Here is an 11,238-nt window from a genome sequence, read left to right on the forward strand (position 1 = left end):
GACCTTGTCATTCACGCTTCGGTTCGCCGATTTCAGCGGGGGTCAACACCGTCGCTGTAAGATAGGTGTCGAATGAAAAACCGTTGCTGCTGAAACCGCGTAGGCCGGATAAGGCGTAGCCGCCATCCGGCAATCGGTGCCGCGGAGAGGATGCCGGATGGCGCGTTACACGCTTATCCGGCCTACGCCGCTTCACGGGACGGCACAATCACTGCTGCGCCATCGCCTTCTCGTTTTTCGCCCGCAGCTTCTTGGCGCGGCTCTCCAGCAGCAGATAACCAATCAGCGCCAGCAGCAGCGGCAGGAAGTAATAGAGCACCCGGTAGGCGAGCAGGGCGGCGATAATAATCCCCTGCGACACATGCTCGCTGGCGAGCAGGGCGATAAACACCGCTTCCAGCACGCCGATACCCGCCGGGATATGCACAATCACCCCGGCGATACTGCTGACCAGCAGCACCCCAAGCACAAAGAAGAAGTCGGCGCGCATGCCGAGCAGGATCCAGATAATCGCCCCCATCGCAATCCAGTTAGCGCTGGAGATCACCATCTGCGCAACGGCAAACTTCCACGACGGCAGCACCAGCTTGTGACCTTTGATGGTGACGTGACGGCGTTTCGCAAACGCGCAGCCCCACAGGTAGACGGCGATAATCAACAGCAGCACCACGCCGACAATGCGCAGCGTCGAGGCGTCGATATACCAGTGCGCCGGGATCTCCACCACGCCAAAGGTAAAGATTAGCCCGCCGAGCAGAATATAGCCCAGCCAGTTAGTGGTGATACTGAGCGAGAAGATGCGCGTAATGGTGCTGCCCGGCAGCCCAAGCCGCGAATAGAGGCGATAACGCATACCAATCCCGCCAACCCAGGTGCTGAGCGTCAGGTTAAAGGCATAACAGATAAACGACACCAGCATCACCTGGCGCTTCGCGAGCTTATGGCCGCAGTAGGCGCGGCCGAGCAGATCGTAAAAGCCATACAACACGTAGCTGAGGATCACCAGCGCCACCGCGCTCAGCAGGGCGGTGCGGTTGTAATCACGAATGACCTTCCAGACATCTTCCCAGTTCACCTTCTGCGCGTAGAGCACCAGCAGAACAATAACGGCGATAAAAAAGATCACCGTGAGAATTTTTTTAGCCAACCGCCAGCGCGGATGTGATGTTGACATCAGGGTTTTGCTCCCGAGTGCTGTGCTTCGTTTCTGTCCTGGGTTTCCATCTCCGGCTGTACCGGCGGCCCCACTTCAGCCAGTTTAGGGGTATGCGCCGGTAACCAGCCGACCAGCGCCGGGAAGTGGCGTAAGAAGTGGAACACCACCACGCTTTTCCCGAGATTCCACCAGGTGCGCTTCGGCGCCATCGACTCATCCACCTGCTTACAATCCTGCTCAATAATCTTTTGCAGGTTATCGCGCAGCGTCTGGTTGAACTCGCGATCGTGAATAATCAGGTTCGCTTCGAGATTGAGTGACAGGCTTAACGGGTCAAGGTTACTGGAGCCAACGGTCGCCCAGTGATCGTCCATCAGCGCCACTTTGCCGTGCAGCGGACGGCGGCGATACTCATACACCTTCACGCCGCCTTTCAGCAGGTAGTTATAGAGCAGCTCCGCGCCCACTTTGACAATCGGCATATCCGGCTCGCCCTGCACAATCAGCTTCACGGTAACGCCGCGACGGGCAGCGTTACGCATCGCGTGCAAAAGCCGGTAGCCGGGGAAGAAGTAGGCATTGGCGATAATCACTTCCCGGCGGGCGTTAGCCAGCATCTTCAGGTAGTGACGTTCAATATCGTCGCGGTGGTCGTCATTATCGCGCCAGACAAACAGCGCCTGCGCTTCGCCCGGTTTACGGTTCTCTTCCGGGCGATGACGGCGGCGCTGCCACCAGCGTTTCGCCGGGGCGTTATCGGGCAGGTTTTCCAGCTCAAATTGCAGAATATCTTCGACAATTGGCCCTTCGACCCGCACGGCGTAATCCTGCTTCGCCTCGGGGCCATAATCGGAGAGGTGTTCGGCCGAGTAGTTAATCCCGCCGACAAAGGCGACGGTGTTATCGATCACCACAATTTTGCGGTGCATACGACGGAAGACGTTGGTACGCATGCCGAGCAGCGGCGGGCGCGGATCGTAGTAGCGGAAAATCACCCCCGCCGAGGTGAGGGTGCTGACAAACGATTCGCTTAAATCGGGCGAACCGTAGCCGTCAAGCAGCACCTCAATACTGACGCCGCGCTGGGCGGCGCGTAGCAGCACGCTGTGCAGCTCTTTACCCACTTTGTCTTCAAACCAGATAAAGGTTTCGAGAATAATTTTCTGTTGCGCGTTATCAATCGCATCGTAGAGCGCCGGATAGTAGTTATCACCATTTTCCAGCAACTGGATGCGGTTACCGTCCCGCCAGCTACATTTCATAAATGGATCTCCGCACTCAGGGGGGCATGATCGGACAGATGACGCCAGTTGCGCAGCGGCAGCGCTGTCGGCGCACTGGCGCTGGCGTTTTTGACATAAATTCTGTCGAGGCGCAGTAAAGGCAGGCTGACCGGGAACGTTCGCGCCGGGCGACCGTGCGCGCGGGTGAAGATCTCCTCAAGCCCGGCCTGCGCTTTAAGCGGCTGGTTGGCTTTTTGCCGCCAGTCGTTGAAATCACCCGCCACCAGCACCGGTTCGCCTTCCGGCAGAGAGTTGACCCACTCCGCCAGCATTTTGAGTTGCGCCTGGCGGTGCGCCTCTTTCAGTCCAAGATGAACGCTGAGGACATGCACCGCGCCGCCATAATCGGGCGGCACAATCCGGCAGTAGAGCAGGCCGCGTTTTTCGCTGCCGTCTACTGAGACGTCAAGGTTTTCGTAGTGTTCAATCGGATAGCGGGAGAGCACCGCATTGCCGTGGTGCCCTTCAGGATAGACCGCATTGCGCCCGTAAGCGAAGTCGCTCCACATGGTATCGGCGATAAATTCGTAGTGGGTGGTATCAGGCCAGTTCTCAACGCGCAGCGGGTGCACTTCGTGGGCGCCCATCACCTCTTGCAGGCAGACGATATCGGCGCTCACCAGGCGCACGGCATCGCGCAACTCGGGCAAAATAAAGCGCCGGTTGAAGGTGGTAAAGCCTTTGTGTGTGTTAATCGTCAATACTTTTAATGAAAATGGTCGCGCGTGTTGGGTCATAAATCTCCTGCCAGCATCACTCTCCTGTATAGAAATAAATTGTAGTCCCTGTCACAAAAAAAGCCGGGGTTACAGAATTTTCCGTAGATCGGGGTACTCTTCTACAAGAGTAAAATCCTTGCGGAGAGATGCCATGAAGTGGCAACAACGTGTTCGTGTCGCAACAGGCCTGAGTTGCTGGCAGATTATGTTGCATTTGATGATTGTGGCGATACTGGTGATGGGCTGGATGAGCGGCAGGCTGGTGCACGTGGGGCTGGGGCTGTGCGTGCTTTATGGCGTCACCGTGCTGCTGATGCTCTTTTTCCAGCGCCATCATGACGCTGGCTGGCGCGGCATCGGTGATGTGCTCGAGGAGCTAACCACCACCTGGTATTTTGGCGCATCCCTTATTGCCATCTGGCTGCTCTCGCGGGTGCTGCAAAACAACTATCTGCTGGCGCTTGCCGGGCTGGCGATCCTTGGCGGCCCGGCGGTGGTCTCACTCTTAACCAAAGAGAAACGGCTAGGTCGTGTGACGACGAAACATGGCGTAGGCCGCGGTGCCCGTTGACAGGGCAATCACTATCAGCGGCCACAGGCTTCCCCAGATAATCTCCAGACTGGCATCCTTCAAATAGATCTGCTTGGTGATATCGGTAAAGTGCCGGATCGGGTTAATCCAGGTTAAGTTCTGCAACCACACCGGCATGTTCTCCACCGGCGAAACGTAACCCGAGAGCAGGATCGCCGGCATCATAAAGACAAACACCCCGATAAACGCCTGCTGCTGTGTTTCGCAAAACGACGAGATCAGTAGCCCAAACCCGACCAGCGACAGGCCGTAAACCAGCATCGCGAAGTAGAAGAGCAGTAGCGATCCGGCAAACGGGATCTGGTAAGCCAGAATGCCGAACAGCAGCACAATCGTTGCCTGAAACGCGGCGACAATCAGCGCAGGAACCGCTTTGCCAATAAAGATCTGCCAGGTGGCGAGCGGCGAGACCAACAGCTGATCGAAGGTGCCCTGTTCCCGCTCGCGCGCCACCGACAGCGAGGTGACAATCATCACGCCGATGGTGGTGATCATCGCTACCAGCGACGGCACGATAAACCATTTGTAATCGAGATTCGGGTTGTACCAGTTGCGCACCACCAGCTCGCTGTTGTTCGGCGTCGGCTGCCCGGCCAGCAGCTCCTGCTGATAATCCTTCACCACCTGCTGCAGATAGTTGGCGGCGATCTGCGCGCTATTCGAGTTACGCCCGTCTAGGATCAGCTGCATCTGCGCCGGTTTGCCGCTGTCGAGATCGCGGGAAAAATCGGCCGGGAAGCGCACCAGCAGCAGCGCTTTTTGCGTATCCAGCGTCGGGCGAATTTCCTGCGGGCTGTGCAGCAGCAGCACATTGGTAAAGGCCTTGGCGCGGGCAAAGCGCTGGGTCAGCTCCACCGCGTGCTTGCCGTTGTCTTCGTTATAGATAGCAATAGTGGCGTTGGTCACCTCAAGGGTGGCAGCAAACGGGAAGAGCAGCACCTGAAAAATCACCGGCAGAATCAAAATGGCGCGGGTTTGCGGCTCGCGCAGCAGGGACTGCAACTCTTTGCGGATCAGCGTCCATAAACGGTGAAACATGGCTTCTCCTTAATCCAGCCTGCGTTTGGTTTTCAGCCACGTCAGGCCGATAAACATCACGGCGGAGGCCACCAAAAACAGCATATTAATGGTCAATACCAGCGGAATATTGCCCGCGAGAAAGAGGCTTTGCAGCGTGCTGACGAAGTAACGCGCCGGGATGATATAGGTCACCGCACGAATAATCGCCGGCATACTGTCGATCTGAAAGATAAAGCCAGAGAGCATAATTGACGGCAGAAACGCGGCGTTCAGCGCCACCTGCGCGGCGTTAAACTGGTTGCGCGTGGTGGTGGAGATTAAAAGCCCCATGCCGAGCGTGCTGAGCAGAAACAGGCTGCTGAGCAGGAAGAGGATCAGCAGCGAGCCGCGATAAGGCACACCAAGAATAAAGACCGACACCAGCATACAGAGCAGCATCGCCAGCATGCCGAGAAAGTAGTAGGGAATGAGCTTACAGAGCAGCAGCTCGGCGCGGGTGATTTCGGTGGAGAGCAGCGCCTCCATGGTGCCGCGCTCCCATTCGCGCGCCACCACCAGCGAGGTAAGGATCGCGCCAATCACCGTCATGATAATGGTCACCGCGCCGGGAATAATAAAGTGCTGGCTGATGGCCGCCGGGTTGAACCAGTAGCGCGTCTGCACATCGATTAGCGGCGTGAACGTCTCGCCGCGATCTTCCGCGCGCTGCGCCTGCCAGAGTTGCCAGATCCCTTGTAAATAGCCCTGCACAAAGTTGGCGGTATTCGGTTCGCTGCCGTCGGTGATCACCTGAATCGGTGCCTCCTCGCCAGGCCTTGCCATTTGGGCATCGAAGTTGACCGGAATCACCACCAGGCCGCGGATGCGCCCGGCCTGCATCATCTCGATCAACTGCTGGCGATCGCTGCTGATGGTGGCGTCAATGTAGGGCGAGCCGGTAAGCGCGTGGGTAAAATCGAGCGCCTCATCGCTGCGCTGCTCAAGCAGCACGCCGACGCGCAGCTTGCTGGAGTCGAGGTTGATGCCGTAGCCAAAAATAAACAGCAGCAGCAGCGGGATCACCACCGCAATCAGCCAACTGCTCGGGTCACGCACGATCTGCCGCGTCTCTTTGACGCACAGTGCCCGCACGCGCCGCCAGGAGAGGGCGTTAACGCGCATTGCTATGCTCCTTATCCCAGTTCTGGATCAGCGTGATAAACGCATGCTCCATTGTCGGGTCCGGGTGGTTGTCATCGGCGGTCTGCGCTTTCAGCTCGTCCGGCGTGCCGCTGGCAATCAGCTTGCCGCGGTAGACCAGCCCGATGCGGTCGCAATACTCCGCCTCATCCATAAAGTGGGTGGTGACCATCACCGTCACCCCTTTCTCCACCATGCTGTTGATATGCAGCCAGAACTCGCGGCGGGTGAGGGGATCGACGCCGGAGGTTGGCTCATCGAGAAAAAGAATGTCCGGCTCGTGCATCAGTGAGCAGGCCAGCGCCAGGCGCTGCTTATAGCCGAGCGGCAGTTGATCGGTGGCGTGGCGGGCAATGGTCTCCAGGCCAAACGCTTCGCTCATTCGCGCCATCTTCTCCCGCTGCGCGCTGCCGCGCAGTCCATACACGCCGGAGAAGAAGCGCAGGTTCTGCTCCACGGTCAGGTTGCCGTAAAGGGAGAACTTTTGTGCCATATAGCCGAGGCGCTGGCGCGCTTTGCCGGAGCTGACTTTAAGATCCATATTCAGCACCAGCGCCTGGCCAGCGGTCGGCACCAGCAGGCCGCACATCATCTTAAAGGTGGTGGATTTGCCCGCGCCGTTCGGGCCGAGCAGGCCAAAGATCTCGCCGCGCTTGACGGCAAAATTGACCTCGTCGGTGGCGGCGAAATCGCCAAACTTTTTGGTGAGAGATCTCGCTTCAATCACCGTCTCTTCGCTGTCGCCCTTCACCGAGTGCAGGATCTTGCCAAGCGGCGACTCGGCGGCACCCGCGCCGCCCAGCAGGTCGATAAAAGCATCTTCAAAGCGCGGAGCGGTCTCCTCAATCTGTAGCGGTGGCATCTCTGGCGCGGTGTGAATCGCCTGCACATCGGCCCCTTTTTTCAGGATCATGCGCACCGAGCGCCCCTGGATCACGCCGTCGCTCACCTGTGGCAGCCTGAGAATGCGCCGCAGCAGGCGGCGGTTATTCTCATCGCGGCTGGTAAGCAGAAAGCTGCGCCCGGCCATGCTGCGGGTTAAGGCTTTCGGCTCGCCGTGGTAGAGCAGCTCGCCCTCGTTCATCAGCAGCACATCGCGGCACTGCTCCGCTTCATCAAGATAGGAGGTGCTCCAGAGGATCAGCATCCCGTCGCCCGCCAGTTCATGTACCATCTGCCACAGCTCACGCCGCGAAATGGGGTCGACGCCGACGCCTGGCTCATCAAGCAGCAGCACCTGCGGATCGCCGACCAGCGTACAGGCCAGCCCCAGCTTCTGCTTCATACCGCCAGAGAGTTTGCCCGCCAGCCGGTCGGTAAAGGGGCCGAGGGAAGTAAACTCAAGCAGGCGGGTAAACATCTGCTGGCGCTTCTCGCCTGTGACGCTGCGCAGATCGGCATAGAGGATCAGGTTCTCCATCACCGTCAGATCTTCATAGAGGCCAAATTTCTGCGGCATATAGCCGAGCACGGCGTGCAGCTCGCTGTCATTGTCGATGGGATCGAGGCCCAGCACGCGCACGCGGCCTTCGTTCTGCTTCATCAACCCGGCCAGAATGCGCATCAGCGTGGTTTTGCCCGCGCCATCCGGGCCGACCAGCCCGGTGACATAACCGGCCTCGATTTTACAATCCAGCCGCGCCACCGCCGGTTTCTCCATGCCGGGGAACTGTTTTACCAGCCCGTCGATCTGAATAGTCCGCTCATTCATGACGCGCCTCGCCGTCGAAGCGCAGCGTCACCGGCATCCCCTGGCGCAGGTTATCATCGGCATCGGTGACGATAATGCGCAGGCGATAGACCAGGTCGGTACGCAGATCCGGGGTTTCAACGGTTTTTGGGGTAAATTCGGCGGTCGGCGAGACAAAACCGATTTTGCCATGATAGGGCTTATCCGGGCGGCCATCGGTGTAGAGCAGGATTTCGGCACCCGGCCGTGTCTGGTGCAGATTGCGCTCATCGACATAGGCGCGCACCCACACCGGGCGGGTCAGCGACAGGGTTAACACGCTGCTGCCAGCGTTAAGCATGCTGCCGGGCTCGACGGCGCGGGTCAGCACCGTGCCGTTGCTCGGCGCGACCAGCGTGGTGTCCTGCAAATCAAGTTCTGCCTGAGCCAGTGCGGCCTGCGCCTGTTCAAGGCCCGCTTTCGCCTGGGCAATCTCCTGCGGGCGGTTACCGGCGCGGAACTGGCGCAACTTATCCTGCGCCGATTTGAGCGTTGCCTGCGCCTGGTCGCGCGCCGAGCGGGCGTTCTCCAGATCGTTTGCCGAGATTACTTTTGTTTTCCACAGCCCCTGCTGGCGCTGGTAGAAGTTCTGCGCGTAATCGTACGCCGCCTGCGCCTGGCTCACGGCGGAGGCGGCCTGGGCGATCTCCTCGGCGCGATAGCCTTCGGTGGCTAACGCATACTTGGCTTCGGCAGTAGAGACATTGGCTTTCGCCTGCAACAGCGCGTTTTCATAAGGCGCGCGGTCGATTTCGCCGAGCTTCTGCCCGGCCTGTACGCTGTCGCCCTCATCCACCTGTAACGCCGCCAGCCGTCCGCCGACGCGAAAACTTAAATTAACGGTGCGGATATCGACATTGCCATATAGCGTCAGGCTGTCGTCCTGCCTGCTTTGATACCAGTACCAACCGCCGGCGAGCATCGCCAGCAGCACCACGCTGAGTAACACCACAACGCTACGCTTTTTCATCACTCCGGACTCCTGTGCGTTAATCCCTGCAAAATGAAATCGATATGGCAGGTGATGACTTGAAAGATCATTTCCGTTTTCTCTTCGTCGAACTGCGTCCAGCCTGCACGCAGCAAAATGGTCTCCCGCACCAGGCGGAAGGCAAGGATCTCGCCGATTAAGGCGTGGGCATGCAGCACCATCTGCGTGCTGTCGGCATCCTGTCCGGTGTAGGCGGCGAGCAGGCGCGTCAAATGCTGGTGCATCGGGTCGATCACCTGCTCATGCACGATCTGGTACGCGCGGGTCGGGGAGAGCTGCTCGCGGGAGATAAATTTGCTCAGATTAAGGGTTTCATCATGGGTCAGCAGCGTGAGCATCTCTTTGCTGGCGCGATGGATCAGTGCGCGGATCGCCGGGCGGTCTGGCTCAGGCTCGGCAAACAGCGCTTCGGCGGCCTGCACGTGTGGCGCAAAATGGTGGCTGATAAAGTCGGCAATCCACTGCGCGCAGGCGAGGTAGAGATCCTCTTTCGAGCCGAAGTAGTAGGGGATCGCGGCGATGTTCTGCCCGGCCTGAGCGGCAATATCCCGCGTGGTGGCATGCAGGCCATACTCGCCAAACTGCGCAAGGGCGGCGGCAATTAACTGATTTTTGGCCTGTTCGCCTTTGCTGGTGGTCGGTGTGCTATTCATAGGGGTTATAAAATTAATCAATCGATTGATTAACTCTACGACGCCGGAAAAATGTTGTCCAATTTTTGCGCAGGAAATGTGAGGGGGGCTAAATTTATCCCTTTTTCAGAGAATGAAGCGGGAAGATATCTTGCTGAGACATTGACGTGGGATATTTTATGCGCCGGATCACAAAAGCTGATACACTCCGCACCTTCATGACATTGTGGTTTTTGTCATCAGTCTACCTATTATCTCCTCGAAAACTACACCTGTGACAGGTCGGGGCGGTGCGGAGTTGTTATGTCATTTGATGCCCTTGGCCTGAATCCGGATATCCTGCGCGCAGTTGCGGAGCAGGGTTACCTCGAGCCGACCCCTATTCAACAGCAGGCGATCCCTGCGGTGCTGCAAGGCCGCGATCTGATGGCCAGCGCCCAGACCGGTACCGGTAAAACCGCCGGTTTTACGCTGCCGCTGTTGCAACGCCTGGTGCAGAGCCAGCCTCACGCGAAAGGCCGCCGTCCGGTACGCGCCCTGATCCTGACCCCAACCCGTGAACTCGCGGCGCAGGTCGGTGAGAACGTGCAGGAGTATAGCCAGTATCTCAATATTCGTTCGATGGTCGTCTTCGGCGGCGTCAGCATCAACCCGCAGATGATGAAACTGCGCGGCGGCGTTGACATCCTGGTGGCTACCCCGGGTCGTCTGCTCGATCTCGAACACCAAAATGCCCTGAAGCTCGACAGCGTGGAAATTCTCGTGCTGGATGAAGCTGACCGTATGCTGGATATGGGCTTTATCCACGATATTCGCCGCGTGCTGTCGAAGCTGCCGGCGAAGCGTCAGAACTTGCTCTTCTCCGCGACCTTCTCGGATGAGATCAAACAGCTGGCGGAAAAGCTGCTGCACAATCCGCTGGAGATCGAAGTCGCACGCCGCAACACCGCTTCCGAGCAGGTGACGCAGCACGTTCACTTTGTGGATAAGAAACGCAAGCGGGAACTGCTTTCGCAGATGATTGGCGAAGGTAACTGGCAGCAGGTGCTGGTCTTTACCCGTACCAAGCATGGCGCCAACCACCTGGCTGAGCAGCTGAATAAAGATGGCATCACCAGTGCGGCGATCCACGGTAACAAGAGCCAGGGCGCACGTACCCGCGCGCTGGCAGACTTTAAATCCGGTTCGATTCGCGTGCTGGTGGCTACGGATATCGCCGCGCGCGGCCTCGATATCGAAGAGCTGCCGCATGTCGTCAACTATGAGTTGCCGAACGTGCCGGAAGATTACGTACACCGCATCGGCCGTACCGGCCGTGCTGCCGCCACCGGTGAAGCGCTGTCGCTGGTCTGTGTCGATGAGCATAAACTGCTGCGCGACATTGAGCGTCTGCTGAAAAAAGAGATCCCGCGTGTTGCGGTTGCAGGCTATGAGCCGGATCCGTCAATCAAAGCGGAGCCGATCCAGAATGGTCGTGGTCAGAACGGCGGCCGTCAGGGCGGCGGTGGACGCGGGCAGGGCGGTGGCGGCGGTCGCAGCCAGTCCGCACCGCGCCGTAGCGAAGGCGAGACGCAGAAAGCGCGTCATCCGCGTCGCAGTAACGACGGCGGAGCCGCTAAAACGGAAGGTGGAGCCGCGAAGCCCGTGGGCAATCGCCGTCTTGATGGCGGTGCAGCGAAACCGGCAAACAACGGCGCACGCCGTCGTCGTCCGCGTAAACCCGCTTCCGCGTAAATCTGTTTCCGTTCAGGCGGGGTAGGATTATCCGGCACTCAAAACCGCCATCGGGCATTACGCCGGATGGCGGTTTTTTTTATGGTGCCGCTGGAACGATTTCACTGAAACGGCGTAGGCCGGATAAGCGTGAGCGCCATCCGGCATTCTCCCCGCGGCACCGATTGCCGGATGGCGGCTACGCCTTATCCGGCCTACCAAAA

10 protein-coding genes are annotated in these 11,238 nt (G+C 58.7%); 2 read left to right on the forward strand and 8 right to left on the reverse strand.

Features of this window, described 5'->3' with window-relative positions; translation table 11 throughout:
• Positions 1-208: 208 nt before the first annotated feature.
• Genes IAE50_RS24855 through IAE50_RS24865 form a run of 3 tightly spaced genes read right to left on the reverse strand, consistent with a single transcriptional unit; the run spans position 209 to position 3,176 of the window.
• Positions 209-1,174: a lysylphosphatidylglycerol synthase domain-containing protein gene (locus IAE50_RS24855; protein WP_042716917.1), complete on the reverse strand. Its 966-nt coding sequence runs from the start codon at positions 1,172-1,174 to the stop codon at positions 209-211.
• Positions 1,174-2,418 carry a cardiolipin synthase ClsB gene (gene clsB, locus IAE50_RS24860; protein ID WP_023479029.1) on the reverse strand — a complete coding sequence of 415 codons (1,245 nt, stop codon included), beginning with the start codon at positions 2,416-2,418 and terminating at the stop codon, positions 1,174-1,176. The genes IAE50_RS24855 and clsB overlap by 1 nt, the downstream gene beginning before the upstream one ends.
• Positions 2,415-3,176: an endonuclease/exonuclease/phosphatase family protein gene (locus IAE50_RS24865; protein ID WP_042714957.1), complete on the reverse strand. Its 762-nt coding sequence runs from the start codon at positions 3,174-3,176 to the stop codon at positions 2,415-2,417. The genes clsB and IAE50_RS24865 overlap by 4 nt, the downstream gene beginning before the upstream one ends.
• Before the next feature lie 133 nt (positions 3,177-3,309).
• On the opposite strand from IAE50_RS24865, the gene IAE50_RS24870 reads away from it, so the two are divergent.
• The gene (locus tag IAE50_RS24870; protein ID WP_094420426.1) at positions 3,310-3,729 is read left to right on the forward strand and encodes a YbhQ family protein; all 420 of its coding nucleotides are present in this window, start codon (positions 3,310-3,312) and stop codon (positions 3,727-3,729) included.
• Here the strand turns inward: IAE50_RS24870 and IAE50_RS24875 are convergent.
• From IAE50_RS24875 to cecR, 5 genes are read right to left on the reverse strand one after another with little or no spacing between them, the layout of a single operon-like run.
• The gene (locus tag IAE50_RS24875; protein ID WP_200581602.1) at positions 3,682-4,788 is read right to left on the reverse strand and encodes an ABC transporter permease; all 1,107 of its coding nucleotides are present in this window, start codon (positions 4,786-4,788) and stop codon (positions 3,682-3,684) included. The two genes, IAE50_RS24870 and IAE50_RS24875, sit on opposite strands and share 48 nt — an antisense overlap.
• A 9-nt stretch (positions 4,789-4,797) precedes the next feature.
• Positions 4,798-5,931: an ABC transporter permease gene (locus tag IAE50_RS24880; RefSeq protein ID WP_200135730.1), complete on the reverse strand. Its 1,134-nt coding sequence runs from the start codon at positions 5,929-5,931 to the stop codon at positions 4,798-4,800.
• Positions 5,921-7,660 carry an ATP-binding cassette domain-containing protein gene (locus IAE50_RS24885; RefSeq protein WP_200581603.1) on the reverse strand — a complete coding sequence of 580 codons (1,740 nt, stop codon included), beginning with the start codon at positions 7,658-7,660 and terminating at the stop codon, positions 5,921-5,923. Before IAE50_RS24885 ends, IAE50_RS24880 begins: the two co-directional genes overlap by 11 nt.
• Positions 7,653-8,648 (reverse strand): secretion protein HlyD, encoded by a 996-nt coding sequence (gene hlyD, locus IAE50_RS24890; protein ID WP_042713068.1) that lies wholly within the window; start codon positions 8,646-8,648, stop codon positions 7,653-7,655. The genes IAE50_RS24885 and hlyD overlap by 8 nt, the downstream gene beginning before the upstream one ends.
• Entirely contained in the window at positions 8,648-9,322 is a 675-nt protein-coding gene (cecR, locus tag IAE50_RS24895; protein WP_094420422.1) for a transcriptional regulator CecR, read from the reverse strand. Before cecR ends, hlyD begins: the two co-directional genes overlap by 1 nt.
• A gap of 282 nt (positions 9,323-9,604) precedes the next feature.
• Here cecR and rhlE point away from each other — a divergent pair, with 282 nt between their 5' ends.
• Positions 9,605-11,035, forward strand: a complete 1,431-nt coding sequence (gene rhlE / locus IAE50_RS24900) for an ATP-dependent RNA helicase RhlE (RefSeq protein WP_128483344.1) — start codon at positions 9,605-9,607, stop codon at positions 11,033-11,035.
• The last annotated feature ends 203 nt before the right edge of the window (positions 11,036-11,238 follow it).

It is taken from the genome of Kosakonia sp. S42 (genome assembly GCF_016624785.1).
GTDB lineage: Bacteria > Pseudomonadota > Gammaproteobacteria > Enterobacterales > Enterobacteriaceae > Kosakonia > Kosakonia cowanii.

Bases quoted from the DNA above. Each gene is read 5' to 3' on its own strand.
- IAE50_RS24855 (WP_042716917.1), bottom strand. From the start codon at position 1,174: ATGTCAACATCACATCCGCGCTGGCGGTTGGCTAAAAAAATTCTCACG.
- clsB (WP_023479029.1), bottom strand. From the start codon at position 2,418: ATGAAATGTAGCTGGCGGGACGGTAACCGCATCCAGTTGCTGGAAAAT.
- IAE50_RS24865 (WP_042714957.1), bottom strand. From the start codon at position 3,176: ATGACCCAACACGCGCGACCATTTTCATTAAAAGTATTGACGATTAAC.
- IAE50_RS24870 (WP_094420426.1), top strand. From the start codon at position 3,310: ATGAAGTGGCAACAACGTGTTCGTGTCGCAACAGGCCTGAGTTGCTGG.
- IAE50_RS24875 (WP_200581602.1), bottom strand. From the start codon at position 4,788: ATGTTTCACCGTTTATGGACGCTGATCCGCAAAGAGTTGCAGTCCCTG.
- IAE50_RS24880 (WP_200135730.1), bottom strand. From the start codon at position 5,931: ATGCGCGTTAACGCCCTCTCCTGGCGGCGCGTGCGGGCACTGTGCGTC.
- IAE50_RS24885 (WP_200581603.1), bottom strand. From the start codon at position 7,660: ATGAATGAGCGGACTATTCAGATCGACGGGCTGGTAAAACAGTTCCCC.
- hlyD (WP_042713068.1), bottom strand. From the start codon at position 8,648: ATGAAAAAGCGTAGCGTTGTGGTGTTACTCAGCGTGGTGCTGCTGGCG.
- cecR (WP_094420422.1), bottom strand. From the start codon at position 9,322: ATGAATAGCACACCGACCACCAGCAAAGGCGAACAGGCCAAAAATCAG.
- rhlE (WP_128483344.1), top strand. From the start codon at position 9,605: ATGTCATTTGATGCCCTTGGCCTGAATCCGGATATCCTGCGCGCAGTT.